Origin of the sequence: Neorhizobium petrolearium, from assembly GCF_017873175.1 — a bacterium.
In the GTDB taxonomy this organism is placed as follows: Bacteria; Pseudomonadota; Alphaproteobacteria; order Rhizobiales; family Rhizobiaceae; genus Neorhizobium; species Neorhizobium petrolearium.
Map to the genome: position 1 here is coordinate 307,111 of NZ_JAGGJW010000002.1, position 15,572 is coordinate 322,682.

Consider the following 15,572-nt stretch of genomic DNA (forward strand, 5'->3'; position numbering starts at 1 on the left):
GAGGCAAAACGGACACCGCGACCAGGGAGGAGGAAAACACCATGGCGCGATATCTTCTGTTGAGATTGGCGGATGCCGTTCCCACAGTCCTGCTGGTTCTGACCCTCGTCTTCATCGCGATGCGCATTCTGCCGGGCGATCCGGCGATCGCGGCGCTCGGAGATATGGCGACGCCGGAACAGCTCGAAATTTTCCGCGAGCGTATGGGCCTGAACGCGCCTCTTTGGCAGCAATACATCGACTTCGTCTGGGGCATGCTGACGCTCGATTTCGGCACGTCGCTGATGAACAATCAATCGGTGCTGCGGCTGATCGGCTATAACCTGCCCTACACGATCGAATTGACTATCGTCGCCATGATTCTGGGCGTCGGCTCTGGTATTCCGCTCGGCGTGCTGGCGGCGACCCATCGTAACAAGGCCGCCGACAGTGCGGTGCGCGGCTTCTCACTGCTCGGCTATGCGGTGCCGGATTTTTACCTGGGAGCCCTGCTTCTCATCACCTTCTCGCTGAACCTCGGGCTTTTTCCCATCAATGGCGGCGGGGAGGGTTTTCTCGACCGGATGCATCACGTCTTCCTGCCGGCCGTCACGCTGGCATTGGTCAAGGCGGCCTTCATAGGGCGGCTCACGCGAACGTCCCTGCTGGAAGTCTTCGGCAAGGATTACATCCGCACGGCGCGGGCCAAGGGCGCAAGGGAACCCAGGGTCATCTACCGGCACGGGCTGCGCAATGCCCTGCTGCCGCTCACCACCGGGATCGGCCTCAGCACGCTCGCCACTTTGTCGGGATCGGTGGCAATCGAACTGGTGTTCAATCGCCCGGGCATTGGCAAGCTGCTCATCAGCGCCATCTCGGAACGCGATTATGCAGTCATCCAGGGCGGCGTCGTGATTTTCGCGATGTTCGTCGTGCTCATCAACCTCATGATGGACCTCGTCTATATCGTCGTCGATCCCAGAATTCGGGTGCAGTGATGGCTGTCAGCATCGAACATTCCGAACTACCGTCCCCTTCCCTCGCACCGGAACCGAGGGCGCTGAGCCGGCTTGGCTACGAGCTCTTCTCGCGCACATCGACGATGTTCGCATTTGCGGTCGTCGTAATCTTCGTGTTCGTCGCGGTCTTCGCGCCGCTTCTCGCACCTTATGATCCACTCGCCCAGAGCATCCTCAAGATCAACCGGCTGCCTTCCGCCGACAATTGGCTCGGCACCGACCAGTTTGGGCGCGACGTCCTGTCGAGGATGATCTACGGTTCGCGGAATTCGTTGATCTTCGGCCTCATCTCGCCGGTGCTGGCGGCGATCTGCGGTACGGTGCTTGGCGTGGTTGCCGGGTATTTCGGCGGTATCATAGACCGCATCATTTCCCGCCTGATTGACCTGCTCCTCGCCTTCCCCGAATTGCTGCTCGCCATCATGATCGCGGCGGTGCTGGGCGGCGGCTTCTGGAATGTCATCGCCGTAATCACGGTCGCCTTCGTTCCGGGCTTTGCCCGCGTGGCGCGCGCTTCGACGCTTGCAGTCAAGCAGGAACCCTATGTGGAGGCAGCCATCGCAGTCGGCGTGCGGACACCGGTCATCATCTTCCGCCACGTGATCCCCAATATCGCCGCACCGATCGTCGTGCTGATGACGCTCTGGGTCGCCTCGGCCATCCGCCTCGAAGCGTCGCTGAGCTTCCTCGGCATCGGCACGCAGCCGCCGAATCCGAGCTGGGGCAACATCATCCGCGATGGCCTCAACAATCTCTTCGGCTCGCCCTGGCCGATCATCGGGGCCGGCTTCGCCATCACCTGTGTTGTCCTTTCGTTCAACCTCCTGGGTGATGCGGTGCGAGACGTGCTCGATCCGGAGATATCGGAATGACGGTACCGCTTCTGAAAGTAGATAACCTCGCTGTCGAGTTTGGACCGAAAGCCAATCCGATCCGGGTCGTCGATGGCGTAAGCTTCGAGATTACCGCCGGCGGAGCGGTGGGGATCGTCGGTGAGTCCGGTTCCGGCAAGTCGATCACCTCGCTCTCCATCCTGCGGCTGATTTCCGAACCGCCCGGACGCATCGTGCAGGGACGCATCGAGTTCAACGGCGTGAACCTTCTCGAGCTGCCGCGCTCGAAAATGCCCGACATCCGGGGCCGCGACATCGCCATGATATTTCAGGAGCCGATGAGTTCGCTCAATCCCGTCATGACGATCGGGGACCAGATCGGCGAGGCGATCAAACTGCATGAGGCGATGACGGGCGAGGAAAGGCGCGCGCGCGTCATCGAGATGCTGCGCCTCGTCGGCATTCCCGACCCGGCGGGCCGGCTCGACGCTTATCCACATCAGTTCTCAGGCGGCATGCGCCAGCGCGTGATGATCGCCATGGCGCTCGCCTGCAACCCGAAACTGCTGATCGCGGACGAGCCGACAACGGCCCTCGACGTCACGATCCAGGCCCAGGTCCTCGACCTGATGCACAAGCTGCGCCGCACGCTGAACACCGCCGTGCTGCTGATTTCACACGATCTCGGCGTCATCGCCGACGTTTGCGAGCGCGTCGTCGTCATGTATGCCGGCCGTGTTGTAGAGGAAGCAGACATCCGCTCGATCTTCCGCACCCCGCAGCACCCTTATACACGCGGGCTTCTGCAATCGATCCCGCGGCTCGATGACGACCGCGACCGCCTCTATCAGATCCCTGGGTCGGTGCCGCTAGCCGGATCGGTCAAAAAGGGCTGTCCTTTCTACGAGCGCTGCTCGCTGCGCATCGAAAAATGCATGAACAAAATGCCGCCCATGTTCTCTTTCGGCCCTGATCAGCGGGCGGCATGCTGGGTGACGGCCAGCCAGGCGGATGCCAAAGAGAAGGAGGCAGCCCTGCAATGACCGATCCCATCATTCGCGTCAACGACCTCGGCAAGACATTCGGCTCCGGCATGCGGCTCAGCCTTGCGAAACAGGCTGACGAGGTGCGGGCCGTCGACGGCTGCTCTTTCGAGATCAATCGCAGCGAGACGTTGGCACTCGTGGGCGAGTCCGGCTGTGGCAAATCCACGCTCGGGCGGCTCTTGTTGCGGTTGATCGATGCAACCGCGGGCAAGGTCTATTTCGAGAATACTGAACTGACTGACCTGCCCGCTGCGCGCATGCGAGACATGCGCCGCCACCTGCAGATGATCTTCCAGGACCCTTACGGCTCGCTCAGCCCTCGCCGTACGATCGCGCAGATCATCGCCGAACCTCTCGACGTGTTTGGCTTGGTCCGCTCGGGTCGCCAGCGGCGCGAACGCGTCGCCGACCTCATGACCCAGGTCGGACTTTCGCCAAGCTTCATGGACAGGCATCCGCGCCAGTTCTCCGGCGGCCAGCGCCAGCGCATCGGCATCGCCCGCGCCATCGCCGTCGATCCGAGCTTTATCGTGGCCGACGAACCCGTTTCCGCCCTCGACGTTTCCGTGCAGGCGCAGATCATCAACCTGATGCAGGACTTGCAGAAGCAAAAAGGCTTCTCGTTCCTGTTCATCGCCCATGACCTCGCTGTGGTGCGCCATATTGCCGATCGGGTTGCGGTTATGTATCTCGGCAGGATCGTCGAGATCGGGCCGAAGAAGCAGATCTACGGCATGCCTCAACATCCCTATACGCAGGCGCTTCTATCGGCGGCCCCAGAGCCGGATCCCGACCGCAAGGGAAAGCGGATCATTTTGGAGGGAGACGTCCCAAGCCCCAAGCGCGTCCCATCAGGGTGCAGTTTTCATACCCGTTGTCCGATCCGTCAGGATATCTGCGGCATCGAGCGGCCACCCTTGCGCGAGGTGGCGCCGGGTCAGCTCGCGGCCTGTCATTTTGCAAAGCCGTTTCCGATCCCTCGGCCGACGTCATCTCAAGCGGTTCCGGCCTGATAAAATCAACAGGAAATGTCCGAAGACCGGCGAGGTACGCGCATCGCCGGTCTTCGCGGGTCCGCGATAGGGTCAGGTCGGAGCTGCTTTTCGAGAAGAGAACGCACCCTTCTGGAGAAGGCTATCCCCGAAGATCACTCAACAGGGATAGATAGTAGGCGCTGGAAGAATTATATCACGCCGTTTTGGTCGCGCGATGGAAGCGCCAGCGGGCATAGCCGCTCTTCACTGGGTAACCGAGATCAACGCGTTTGTTGCGCGCCACGGTGAAGGACAGCGTCGACAGGCCGATCAACGGCAGATCGCGGAGCACCTGCAGCTCGATCTTTTTGCAGAGATCCACATAGGTCTTGTAATCGGTCGCTTGCAGGGCCTGGTTGAGCAGATCGTCGATACCCGGCATCGCCACGCCGTAATGGCTGTAGGCGCCGCCACCCTTGCCGTCCGGCTTTACTTCCGATTTCGACGAAAGCTGCTGGAAATAAAGCTGCGTCGGGATCGGCGGATAGCTCGAAGAGTGCATCGCGAGCGTGTTCTTGTCGCTGCGATTGTCGGCGTGATAGGCCGTGTGGTCGCCGATTTTGAGGTTCATGCGCAGACCGACGGCACGCAACTGCTCCTGTACGATGAGCATGGTTGAGGAATAATCCTCGCGCTGGCTGCAATTGCTGTCGAAATCGAAGCCGTCGGGAAAACCTGCTTCCGCCAACAGGGCCTTGGCCTTTTCCGGATCGTACTTGTATTGCAGTTCCGGCGGCAGATCCTCGGTCTTGAAGCCAGCCGGGAAGAAATCCGGCTGCAGGCCGGCCATGAAGCCACCCATCGGCTTCAGCGCCTCGGCGACCGCATGCCGGTCGATCGCATACATGACCGCCTGACGGACCTTCAGGTTGTCAAAAGGCTTGCGCTTGAGATTGATATGCAGGGTATTGAACGAACCCGGCTGCGTCATGTCGAACTGCAGGGTGGGGTCACGCTGCAGCATCGAATCCACCCAGCCCGGTGCACGCACGGCCTCGATCATATCCACGTTGCCGGAGAGCAGCGCCAATGTGCGGGCCGTGGTGTCGGCGATGAAGACGCATTCGACATTGGCAATCTTTGCCTTGTTGCCCCAATAACCCTCATGGCGCTTCATCGCCTCGCCCCATTCGCTGTCAAAGCGGGTGAGCTCGTAGGGACCGGTGCCGACCGCATCCGTCATGAACTTCTCAGCGCCGATCTTGTCGAAGGCCTTCTTCGAAACGATCACAGTATTGTTGGAAAAGATCGTGGTGCCGAGCAGGTTCACGTCGGGTGTCTTCAGCGTGATTTCGACCTCGTAAGGTCCCTTGGCGACCACGTCCGCGACGTTCGACATGATGGTTCTGTTGGTGCCGTCGGCAATTGCACGCTTGTAGGAAAAGACGACGTCATCGGACGTCATCTCGCCATACCCCTTGTGGAACTGCACGCCCTGACGAAGCTTGAAATTCCAGGTTTTGGCGTCCGGGGAAGATGTCCATTCGGTCGCGAGCGTCGGCACATATTTGTCGGGCGAGGTGGCGAAATCGCCGTCTTCCGGACGGACGAGCTGTTCGTACATCTGCTCCGTCGCCCAATTGTCGGACCCTTGCGTCGTGAAGTTCGGATCACTGGTACGCGGCCCGCCTGCGGCAATCCCGATGCGGATGACGTCGGTGTCCTGGGCATTGGCTGCGCGGACGCCCATTGTGCTCAATGCCGTGGCAGCGGCAGCCAGTTCAAGAAATTCCCTTCTGTTCAAGCTCATCATCTCCTCCCAAAGACAAGTTTGAGTCTATCAGCCTCGCCGTTTCTCCAATTCGGCATCAAGGACCATCAGACCGAGACCCGGCCCGTTCGGCACCATGAATTTACCGTCAGTTGGAATCGGCGGGTTCTCGAAAGCCACATGCATGCGGGTCGAGGGATCGGCAAACTCGGCGGGCTTGGTGAGGTGCATGATGGTCGCGAGCACATGCAGATTCGCCGCGTGCGCGATGGTCGGCTGCGTCTGATGCGGCACCAGCTCGACCCCGTGCGCATGGCAGATCGCGGCGCATTGCATGAGCCCGGTAATGCCGCCCATCTTGACGATATCCGGCTGCACCATACGGACCCCGGCATTGATCATGTCGACGAGCGCTTGGGTAGTGTAAGTCTGCTCCGCCGCCGAAACGGTGATATCGAGTCGCTGGGCGACCTCCCCCATCGCACGAACGTTATAGTGCTGCACCGGCTCTTCGAACCAGATATAGCCGAGCTCCTCCAAGGTCCGCCCGACCCGGATCGCACCACCGACCGAATATTGGTTGTTGGCATCAAAGGCGAGCGGGAAATCGTCGCCGACGAGCTTGCGAACCGCTTTCGCCTTTGCGATATCGCCCGGGATGTCATAGTCCTGCCGGGTACGGTCGCCATCCCAGCGGATCTTGATGGCGGCCGGCGTCTCTTTCTTCCAGCGTGCCTCGACAACACGCAGGACTTCATCGACGGTGCGCCCGGCATTGCCCCCGATCGAAGCGTAGAACGGCACCTCGGTGCGCCATCCGCCACCGAGCAGTTTGAAGATCGGCTGGTTGAAGTACTTTCCCTTGATGTCCCAGAGCGCAATGTCAAGCGCAGCGAGCGCCCCGGTCACGGCGCCTTCCGGCCCGAGCTTCACGTATCTATGCAAAAGCCTGTCATAGAGCACCGCCTGGTCCAGCGCATCCGCACCGACCAGGGACGGCGCGAAGTCCCGCACCACACCGAGCGAATGCTCGCCGCCCATCATCGGCGAAGCCTCGCCATATCCGACGATCCCGTCGACCGTCGTCACCCGAACGATCGCACTGCGGCGACCCGGCGGCTCGTTCGGCTCCCACATCACCTGAAAAGCCTCTACGGATTTAATGATCGTCGGCGTACCCACTGCGCATCCTCAATAAAAAAGCAAAACCGCCCGCGCATGAGCGCGGGTTGAAAAGTCCTTTGGCACTGTCCCGGCAACACCCGGCAGACAGTTAGATGCATGACATGCTGTGCTGAAGTCTCGCGCGACCCTCCCGACCGCATCGATCACCGTGATCGGTCTGTCGCCGCCACATTCCTCCGTATTAACAGCATTGCGCAGTTTGCATCCGTATGCAAGCACCATCTGCAAAAAAGCGGAATGAAGGGCGGCGCCTGATGATGATCACGAAGACACCTGCTCAAAGGCATAGATCTGGGTTCGGAGAAATCGTGCGACCAGCTTTCCATCCGCCAGCATGAATTCCTCGCTTTCGAGATAATGCTTGCCTTTGCGGAGATAGGCTCCTGCGACCGCACCGACAACGGCAAGCCGCTGCCCCGGCCTCGCCTGAGCGAAATGCTGTGTCTCGATCCCCGTCAGGACCACCGGAGTGGGAAACCTGAAGCTGTTGTTCGTATCGCCCATGGCAAGTCGCATCAGGCATCCCGAATGAACGACCGCCTCCCGCTCGTAGAAAGGATCGGCCTCCCCGAAGGCGCGCAGGGAAGCCTTAAAATCAGCATCCGTCAGGATCCGGTTGGCCGTGGTGAGAGGCATGCCCCGGCTGAGGTCTCCCGCCTCAACCGGTGGAGGAATCTCAGGCCTTACAACGGCGGCAAACCTTGACAGATCCGGCAGGTCCGGCGACTCCTCCGGCAATCCGATCCAGCCGGCGGCAACCTCGTCACCATCCTCATTCATAACCGAGACCTCCGCCCGGCATATCCTGCCTTTATATTGAAGAGAACCTGCGCGCATCACCAGACGGTCGCCGTTATAGACCGGTCGGCGGAAGCGCACGCCCATGCCGCCGCGGATCATCCAATCCTCGGCCCAGGCGTGAAGCGCGAGACGGCTGATATGGCCGTAAACGAAGGCGCCTGGAACGAGTGCTGCCTTGTAGCCGCGTGATCTCGCCACCGCGTCGTCATGGATCGACCCTTTGTAGCGCGGGTCATCGTCGAGCCGGATGTTAACGGCCAGTTCTCGTGGAAAGACGGGAGATGAATTCATGCTTCAACCGTCCGGGAAAGGTACGGCCGCCATCGCATCGCTCTTGGAAATGCGATCGATGTCGCAGGCCGAAAAGGCTAATATGTGCCGAAGCACATGCTGATTATGGCCACCGAATTGCGGCGCGGCGCGGCGCTGGCTTCCGGGCGTACGGCTCAAATGAATGGGCAGGCCGGGATGGCGATGTCGCCCCGCATCGGGATGATCGAGTTCGGTGAAGAACCCGCGATAGGCAAGATAGGTGCTCGCCGCGACATCGGCTGCGTTTGCGACAGGAGCGGCCGCCACGCCGGCATATTGCAGAAGCCTTGCGACAGCATGCTTGTCCCGGATCGCCGTCCATTCGCAGATGATGGAGGTCAACTCCGCCTCGTTACGCTTGCGAGCGGCAAGATCAGAGAAGCGCGGATCGGAGGCAAGCTCGGGCCGGCCCATGGCCGCGCAAAGGGCAACCCACTGTCTGTGGTCCTCCGCGGCAATGACCACCCATTGATCCTCGCCTCGCGCAGGGAAGGCGTCATGCGGCGCCATGTGCAGAACCCGGTTCCCATCCGGTGGCGGGTCGCCTCCGGTTTCCGCGGCAAGCAGAAGCTCGGCGCCGATGAACTGCATGGCCGCCTCCACCTGCGGCACCTCGATATACTGGCCTTCACCTGTCCGGTCGCGATGATAAAGCGCCATCAGGATGGCGGCGGCGGCATTGAAGCCGCCGATCGGATCGAGATAGGAAGGGCCGCTATTTTCCGGCTGGCCGCCAGGATAGCCCATCATTGCCGACATGCCCGTCGCCATTTCCATCGTTGGCCCGAGCGCCGCATAGCTCGACATCGGTCCTCTGCCTCCGAAGGCCGGCAATTCCGCGACAATGATATCGGATTTGATCGCGGCCAGGCTCTCATAGTCGAGCCCGAGCTTGGCGAGCGTGCCCGGCCGGAAATTGCAGATCAGTACATCGGCGACGGCTACGAGACGGCGAAGCGTCTTGCGCCCTTCCTCCGTCTTCAAGTTCAGGATGCACGAGAGCTTGTTGACGTTCTGGGAGTTGAACAGGAAGGAGCGGTCGAAGGGTCGGGAGCCCGCTTCACCATCTGGAAAGTTGATCGGATTGGGTTTCTCCCTGTTGAGCCGCCAGGAATTCACGCGGTTCGGCGATTCCACATGGATCGACTGCGCGCCGAAATAGGCAAGCACCCGACCCGCCATGGGACCGGCCCAGGCCGTCGTGATCTCGATGACCCTCAGGCCTTCAAGCGGTAGCCTCGGAGACGATTGCCGAGGTGGTATCCGTTCCGGGGGCGTCCAGGCGATCTTACCGTTCGCCTCGCCGAGAGCCGGCGCGCCAGATGCGACTTTGCGCGGCGTAACGCTCATCCGGTAAGGCGTGCCGAGGATCAGCCGTCCATCTGCCTTTTCCCAGTAATTCCGGTCGTTGAGATGGCCGTTCTGCAACTGCTCGGACGGCCGGTAAGCCTTCGCGGCGATGACCTGCGCCTTCTGAAGCCGCTCCACCAGTTCCTCGGCGCACTGATCCGTAACCTTTTCCTGAATGATCTCGTAAAGGGTTTCCCAATTCGCCCGGCGCACAGCCGGCTCGGCAAAACGCGGATCGTTTTCCAGATGCGGCAGGTCGAGCGCCGTGCAGACAGCATGCCAGCGATGATTGTAGATCCAGATGCAGACCCAGCCGTCGCGACATTTCACCTGGCCCGCGGGGATCGTCTGATCCTGCCGCGTGTGGATGGAGCCGTTGTAGATGTGCCGCATCACATAAGGGAAGCACATGGCCGCAGCAGTCTCCGCCGCATCGACCGAGACGACCTGACCGAGATTGCTGGAATGGCGCTCGTGCAAGGCGACGAGAATGCCGATGCAGGTCGCCAAACCTGCCGCGTAAGAGGCGCGGTTTCCGACACCATAAAGCGGTTCGTGTCCATAGGCGCCGTTGTTGTTCATCATGCCGGACAGCGCCTGAAGGACGATCTCCGGCCCTCGCCAATCCTCCAGCGGTCCATCCCGCCCGAAGGCACTGACCGATGCTGCGATACAGCCGGGATTCAGTCGCTCCACGCGCTGCGGATCGAAATCCTCCGGCAGAATCGCAACGTCCGCCGCAGCCAGCATCGCGTCACGCCGTTCGGCATCCGCCCGGTCGACGACGATGGAACGCTTGCCAGCGTTGAGGTGCCAGAAATGCAAGGACAGATTGGGCTCAGTCACCGAAAATGGCTGCATGCGGCGAATGGCAGAGCCTTCCACAGGCTCTATCAGCGTGACGTCCGCCCCGAAATCCGCCAGCAGGCGTGCACAATACTGCCCTGCCAGGCTATCCGAGAAATCGACGACCCGCAGGCCGTCCAATGCCGTGGGCATCCGCGCCTCCACCAATCCGCTTGCCGACAGGGTCTCCTCCCCTGCCATTACAAAAGTAGCGCGCATTGCATACGTATGCAAGATTGGCTTCTGTTCCAATTCGTCGTATTGAAGGAAGGCTGATTAAGCGATAGGGAGAATCTCGCAACGGTTGCAACGGTGCCAGGGAGTGCGGCATTGAATAATACGACCAGCGAAAAAGTGCGGCGCAAGCCGATGACGGCACGCGAGCTCGCGCGGATGATCGGCGTCAGCCAGTCGGCCATTTCGCGCGCCTTCACACCCGGGGCGAGCATTGCACCGCAACTCCGGGCGAAAATCCTGCGCCATGCCGAAGACGTCGGTTATCATCCCAATGCTATCGCCAGCATGCTTTCGAAGAGCCGGACGAACATCGTCGGCATCGTCATCTCGGACATGCAGAACCCTTTCTATCCGGCGCTTATCGAGAGACTTTCACGCGGGCTGCAGCGCATCGGCTTGCAGAGTCTGATGTTCAACATCACAAAGGGCGCCGATCTGGAGGAACAGCTTTCAGCGCTCAGACGCTATAACGTCGATGCGGTCATTATCATTTCCGCGACGATCCTGTCCGGCCCGACTCTGCGTTGGGCAACAGAGGATCGGGCGGCGATCCTGATCAACCGCGTCGCGGAAGATGCGGAACTGAGTTGCGTGATCTGCGACAATATCGAGGGCGCGAGGGCGATCGCCGATCATTTCCACGAGATCGGGCGCCGCCGTATCGCTTATGTGGCGGGCCTTTCGCACACGACCACCAACCGCGAGCGTCAGAGCGCCTTTATCACCCGCATCGCCGAGCACGGCATGACGCTGTCTGCACTGATCGATGGCGGCGAGTACAGCTATTATGCAGGGCGAAACGCGGCGCTCGATATTCTGGCCCGCGGAGAGACTGACGCGATCTTTTTTGCCAACGATATTCTCGCGGTCGGCGGTGTCGACGCACTTCAGGAAAATGGCGTACGCGTGCCGGAGGATATCGCGGTTGCCGGCTTCGACGACATCGCCATGGCGGGCTGGCCGCATTACAGCCTGACGACATTCCGCCAGCCGATCGACACGCTTGTCGATGTCACGGTAACCATGCTCGAAGACGGCTCCTGCGCGCCTGGCAAGCTGCCGACCATTCGCAGGATTTCCGGCGAACTTATCAAACGCCGCTCGACGATGGGGGCGGCCTCGCCAGCCTAACGCAAATAGTGCGATGCTTTCGGGACACCTGCTTTGCAAGGACACAGCGAGAGCATCCTGAGAAGATGAACCGTCTACCCGTCAGACCGCCACGAGGTGGCCTGGTGAGACGGCGCGATATTCACGCGTCTTCGTCAGGTAATCGACCGGCCGGATTGGGCTCTTCAACTCATCGCTGGCGCCCATGCGTTTCTCTCGCCGGCGGTCGGGATCCGGCACTGGAACGGCAGCCATCAGCTTCTTCGTATAATCGTGCTGCGGATTGCCGAAAACGGAGAAGCGTGGGCCGATTTCGACGATTTCACCGAGATACATGACTGCAACGCGGTGGCTCACGCGTTCCACCACCGCCATGTCATGGGAGATGAACAGGAAGGCGAGGTTGAGGCTCTGCTGCAGGTCGAGCATCAGGTTGATGACCTGAGCCTTGATCGACACATCGAGCGCAGAAACACTTTCGTCCGCGACAATCACCTTCGGTTGAAGCGCCAACGCACGGGCGATACAGATACGCTGCCGCTGGCCACCCGAAAATTCGTGCGGGTAGCGGCTTGCCATGTCCGGGGTCAGCCCCACCTTGCCGAGCATGTCAGCGACGACCTCTTTGGCTTCCTTCGAAGTCCCCATCTTGTGTTCGAGATAGGGTTCGGCGATGGCTTGGCCAACAGTCATGCGCGGATTGAGCGAGGCGAACGGGTCCTGGAAGATCATCTGCACGGATTTGCGCATCTCGCGCATTTCCCGTCTGTCGAGCGCGAGCAGGTCACGGCCCTCGACGGTGACCGAACCTGCGTCCGGCTCGATGAGCCGCATGATTGCCCGGCCGGTTGTCGACTTGCCGCAGCCGGATTCGCCCACCAGAGACAGCGTCTCGCCGGCGAAGAGATCGAAGGAGACGTCTTCGACGGCATGGACCCGGCCGCTCAGCCGCCCAAACAGTCCGGAATGGATGTCAAAGCGCTTGGTGAGGCCCTTCACCTCAAGGATCGGCCTGCCCTTCGCGACTGTATCCGGCACTTCGACCGGCACATCGGACTCTCCGGTTGCGGCATTGACGACCGGGAAACGCAGCGGCCGCTGGTACTTTTCCATCGAACCCAACACCGGCACGGCGGAGAGCAGCGCGCGGGTATAGGGATGCTTGCCGCGATGGAAGATGTCCGCGGTCGCGCCCGTCTCGACCTGCTCGCCGCGATACATGACGACTGTCCGGTCAGCAATTTCGGCAACCACGCCCATGTCATGGGTAATGAACAGGACGGACGTGCCCTCCTCATCCTGCAACATCTTGATGAGGTCGAGGATCTGGCCCTGGATCGTTACATCGAGCGCTGTGGTCGGTTCGTCGGCGATCAGAAGCTTCGGCTTGGACGCCAAGGCCATAGCGATCATCACGCGCTGGCGCATGCCGCCGGAGAAACGATGCGGATATTCGTCGAAACGTGAAGCAGCCGACGGGATGCGCACCTTTTCCAGAAGCCGGATAGTTTCGGCTTTCGCCTGCGCTGCGGACATGTCCTTGTGGCAGAGCAGCGCCTCGGAAATCTGGTCGCCGATGGTGAAGAGCGGATTAAGGCTCGTCATCGGCTCCTGGAAGATCATCGCGACGTCATTGCCGCGCACCTTGCGCATCTCGTGTTCGGGAAGCGACAGCAGGTCGCGTCCGCTGAGCATGATCCGGCCTTCGATGCGGCTTGAATCCGGCTGCAGGAGCCGCATGATCGAGAGCGAGGTGACGCTCTTGCCCGAGCCCGATTCCCCAACGATCGCCACCGTCTCGCCCGGCGCAACGGAGAAGGAGACATTGCGCACCACCGGCTTCCATTCGCCGTCCACGTTGAACGACGTGGTCAGGTTCTGGACGGACAGCACCGGTTGATCGGATTGGACGGCTTGCGCTTGCGAGGTGGCCATGATCGTTCTCTTCCTGTCGTCTTGTTCGGCTCAGTCCGGCCAGCGCAGCACACTGTCGAAACGGTGCCGGCTGCGTTCCTCGATGGGCGTGGCGATAATCTCGTTGGAGGCGCGTGCCTTATCGAGTTCTTCCGCGAGCCTGTTCGCAACAATCGTTTCCTGGCCCGGATGCAGATTGCACGGGTCGAGGTAGAAATAGTGATGTTCCACCTCGTGGTCGCGGACGATGATCGGCGGTTCGCCGCGTCCAAGCGCACTTGCAAGATCCCAGGCGGTGATATGCGCTTCGGGCGGTGAGATGATCACCCGCATGCGGTCGAGCGGATTGTTGGTCGGGTCGGGCTCGATCAGTGCAGTCACGCCCGGACGGCCGTCGAGTGTCCTTTTCCATAGGTTCAGGTAGCCGGTTTCGCGCTCGCGGATACCCGCATGATCGCGTTTCTCCCAGGCCTCCAGCGCCGCCATGACGCCGTAGACGCTCTCCTTACCGACTTTCATGCCACGGCCGATACCCATGTTCTGCAGGAAGGCGCTGCGCACCAGTTCCTTTTTACCGGCGACGATGCCCGAGGTCGGGCCGCCGAGGAACTTGTGGCCGGAATAGAGCACGATATCCGCACCCTGCGCCAGGAAGAGCCTAAGATCGTATTCCGAAGCAGCATCGACGATGACGGGTACGCCTTTGGCATGCGCGATCTCGACAAATTCCGTCAGATGCAGGAGACCGTAATCGACCACGTGATGCGAGACGACATAGACGGCAGCCGCAGTCTTCTCGGTGATTCCGTTTTCCATGTGGTAGCGATGCGTCGAGGTCGCCTGGCCGATCAGCACCACCTTGCCGCCGGCAAGCCGGATCGCCTGGTCCACCGGTGCACCATAGCTCACCACATGGCCCATCTGGACGATGACCTCGTTCTTTTCCGGCGTCACGTCCGGCAGCTTCTCGATCGCCAGCAGATTGTTGCCGGTGATGGCTCCGGCGACTGCGAGGCTGATGCCGGAAGAGCAGGAGGCCGTCACGAACCCCGCTTCGCCCCCCGTCAGCCGTACAATGACGGCGCTTGCCTTGCGCTGCAGGTCATTGATCTCCACGAACTGCGGCAGGATCGCTGCCATCGCTTCGATCGCTTCCGGAACGACAATCGAGGCCCCCAGGCTGGTCATCGTGCCGGATACATTGATGACCGGGCGAAGCCCGATCCGGGTGCGGATATCATCGGACATTCTCTTCTCTCCAAAGTGATGGCCGGCTGCGGATTGCCATCGACAGCTATACCATAGTAATGTAATAGCCTCTCAAAATCACACGAGAGGCCCGCGAGGAACATTGAATTGGACGCCAGGACTTCATCTGCAGCACTCTCCGAAGACGCCGCTTCCACCGAGGAAACGGAAGCCAAGGGCGCGCGCCGCTCGCGCGTGAGCGGCATCGACCGTGCGCTGCAGGTGATCGATTATCTCTACGAAACCGGTGCGCCGGCGGGCGCCTATGCCATCGCCAAGGCGGTCAAGGCGCCGCTTTCCACCGTCTACGTGATCATCGATGACCTGGTCGAAAAGAACATGCTGGCCCGCAATCCCGACGGGTCGATCTGGCTCGGCGCGCGGCTTTACCACTACGGTCTTGCCTATGCTCGGTCGCTGGATTTCATGAGCGTCGCCACCCACGAGATGCACGACCTCTGCCGGCAGGCGGGTGAAACCGTGCAGCTCTGCGGCCGCGACGGCGACTATATGCTGGTGCTCGCCATGGCGGACGGCCCGAGCCATTTCCAGGTCGCTTCGCGCGTCGGCACGCGTGTACCGCTCAACTGGACCGCCTCCGGCCGGCTCCTTGTAGGCCACCTGCCGGACGAGGAGCGGATCGAACTCTTCAAGCGTTGCGCCCGCACCTCCCCGACCGGTCGCGCCGAGATTAATGCCCGCACCCTGTCCGACTCGGCAGGCAAGGCGTTTCAGGAACGCCTGTCCATTCAGGTTGCGGAGTCGGACTATGCCGTCGCCTGCATTGCTTCGCCCATCGTAGATCGCGAGGGCCAGTGCGTCGCCACCATTTCCATCGTACTGCCGGAACAAAAGGTCTTTTCCGACGAGAACCACTATACGGAACAGGTGCGCGCCTCTGCCGAGAAGATCGAAAAGCTGATGGGCTGGCGCAACCACTGAGTTCT

At 61.0% G+C, this 15,572-nt stretch carries 12 protein-coding genes; 6 read left to right on the top strand and 6 right to left on the bottom strand.

Annotation, left to right across the window (positions count from 1 at the left end; genetic code table 11):
* Positions 1–41 precede the first annotated feature (41 nt).
* The 4 genes from J2046_RS05340 to J2046_RS05355 are packed head-to-tail and all read left to right on the top strand — an operon-like array spanning position 42 to position 3,890.
* Positions 42–977 carry an ABC transporter permease gene (locus J2046_RS05340; protein ID WP_210050090.1) on the top strand — a complete coding sequence of 312 codons (936 nt, stop codon included), beginning with the start codon at positions 42–44 and terminating at the stop codon, positions 975–977.
* Entirely contained in the window at positions 977–1,870 is an 894-nt protein-coding gene (locus tag J2046_RS05345; protein WP_210050091.1) for an ABC transporter permease, read from the top strand. Before J2046_RS05340 ends, J2046_RS05345 begins: the two co-directional genes overlap by 1 nt.
* The gene (locus J2046_RS05350) at positions 1,867–2,874 is read left to right on the top strand and encodes an ABC transporter ATP-binding protein (RefSeq protein ID WP_210050093.1); all 1,008 of its coding nucleotides are present in this window, start codon (positions 1,867–1,869) and stop codon (positions 2,872–2,874) included. Before J2046_RS05345 ends, J2046_RS05350 begins: the two co-directional genes overlap by 4 nt.
* A complete protein-coding gene (locus J2046_RS05355; protein WP_210050094.1) occupies positions 2,871–3,890 on the top strand; it encodes an ABC transporter ATP-binding protein in 1,020 nt (339 codons plus the stop codon). Before J2046_RS05350 ends, J2046_RS05355 begins: the two co-directional genes overlap by 4 nt.
* Positions 3,891–4,065: 175 nt before the next feature.
* On the opposite strand, the gene J2046_RS05360 is transcribed toward J2046_RS05355, so the two are convergent.
* The 4 genes from J2046_RS05360 to J2046_RS05375 all read right to left on the bottom strand — a co-directional run bounded on the left by J2046_RS05360 (position 4,066) and on the right by J2046_RS05375 (position 10,269).
* Positions 4,066–5,661, bottom strand: coding sequence for an ABC transporter substrate-binding protein (locus J2046_RS05360; RefSeq protein WP_210050095.1), 1,596 nt, complete (start codon positions 5,659–5,661; stop codon positions 4,066–4,068).
* A gap of 30 nt (positions 5,662–5,691) precedes the next feature.
* Positions 5,692–6,804 (bottom strand): mandelate racemase/muconate lactonizing enzyme family protein, encoded by a 1,113-nt coding sequence (locus J2046_RS05365; protein ID WP_210050096.1) that lies wholly within the window; start codon positions 6,802–6,804, stop codon positions 5,692–5,694.
* Between the two features lie 264 nt (positions 6,805–7,068).
* Entirely contained in the window at positions 7,069–7,899 is an 831-nt protein-coding gene (locus J2046_RS05370) for a hotdog family protein (protein ID WP_210050097.1), read from the bottom strand.
* A gap of 3 nt (positions 7,900–7,902) precedes the next feature.
* On the bottom strand, positions 7,903–10,269 hold the full coding sequence (locus tag J2046_RS05375) for a CaiB/BaiF CoA transferase family protein (protein ID WP_210050098.1): 2,367 nt from the start codon (positions 10,267–10,269) through the stop codon (positions 7,903–7,905).
* Positions 10,270–10,446: 177 nt separating this feature from the next.
* On the opposite strand from J2046_RS05375, the gene J2046_RS05380 reads away from it, so the two are divergent.
* A complete protein-coding gene (locus J2046_RS05380; RefSeq protein ID WP_210050099.1) occupies positions 10,447–11,484 on the top strand; it encodes a LacI family DNA-binding transcriptional regulator in 1,038 nt (345 codons plus the stop codon).
* Between the two features lie 81 nt (positions 11,485–11,565).
* Here J2046_RS05380 and J2046_RS05385 read toward each other — a convergent pair whose 3' ends face one another.
* Together J2046_RS05385 and J2046_RS05390 are read right to left on the bottom strand one after the other, a co-directional pair.
* Positions 11,566–13,398, bottom strand: coding sequence for an ABC transporter ATP-binding protein (locus J2046_RS05385; protein WP_210050100.1), 1,833 nt, complete (start codon positions 13,396–13,398; stop codon positions 11,566–11,568).
* Between the two features lie 30 nt (positions 13,399–13,428).
* Positions 13,429–14,625 (bottom strand): aminotransferase class V-fold PLP-dependent enzyme, encoded by a 1,197-nt coding sequence (locus J2046_RS05390; protein ID WP_210050101.1) that lies wholly within the window; start codon positions 14,623–14,625, stop codon positions 13,429–13,431.
* 102 nt (positions 14,626–14,727) lie between these two features.
* Between J2046_RS05390 and J2046_RS05395 the strand changes: the two genes are divergently transcribed.
* A complete protein-coding gene (locus J2046_RS05395) occupies positions 14,728–15,567 on the top strand; it encodes an IclR family transcriptional regulator (RefSeq protein ID WP_210050314.1) in 840 nt (279 codons plus the stop codon).
* The last annotated feature ends 5 nt before the right edge of the window (positions 15,568–15,572 follow it).

Bases quoted from the DNA above. Each gene is read 5' to 3' on its own strand.
- J2046_RS05340 (WP_210050090.1), top strand. From the start codon at position 42: ATGGCGCGATATCTTCTGTTGAGATTGGCGGATGCCGTTCCCACAGTC.
- J2046_RS05345 (WP_210050091.1), top strand. From the start codon at position 977: ATGGCTGTCAGCATCGAACATTCCGAACTACCGTCCCCTTCCCTCGCA.
- J2046_RS05350 (WP_210050093.1), top strand. From the start codon at position 1,867: ATGACGGTACCGCTTCTGAAAGTAGATAACCTCGCTGTCGAGTTTGGA.
- J2046_RS05355 (WP_210050094.1), top strand. From the start codon at position 2,871: ATGACCGATCCCATCATTCGCGTCAACGACCTCGGCAAGACATTCGGC.
- J2046_RS05360 (WP_210050095.1), bottom strand. From the start codon at position 5,661: ATGAGCTTGAACAGAAGGGAATTTCTTGAACTGGCTGCCGCTGCCACG.
- J2046_RS05370 (WP_210050097.1), bottom strand. From the start codon at position 7,899: ATGAATTCATCTCCCGTCTTTCCACGAGAACTGGCCGTTAACATCCGG.
- J2046_RS05375 (WP_210050098.1), bottom strand. From the start codon at position 10,269: ATGCCCACGGCATTGGACGGCCTGCGGGTCGTCGATTTCTCGGATAGC.
- J2046_RS05385 (WP_210050100.1), bottom strand. From the start codon at position 13,398: ATGGCCACCTCGCAAGCGCAAGCCGTCCAATCCGATCAACCGGTGCTG.
- J2046_RS05390 (WP_210050101.1), bottom strand. From the start codon at position 14,625: ATGTCCGATGATATCCGCACCCGGATCGGGCTTCGCCCGGTCATCAAT.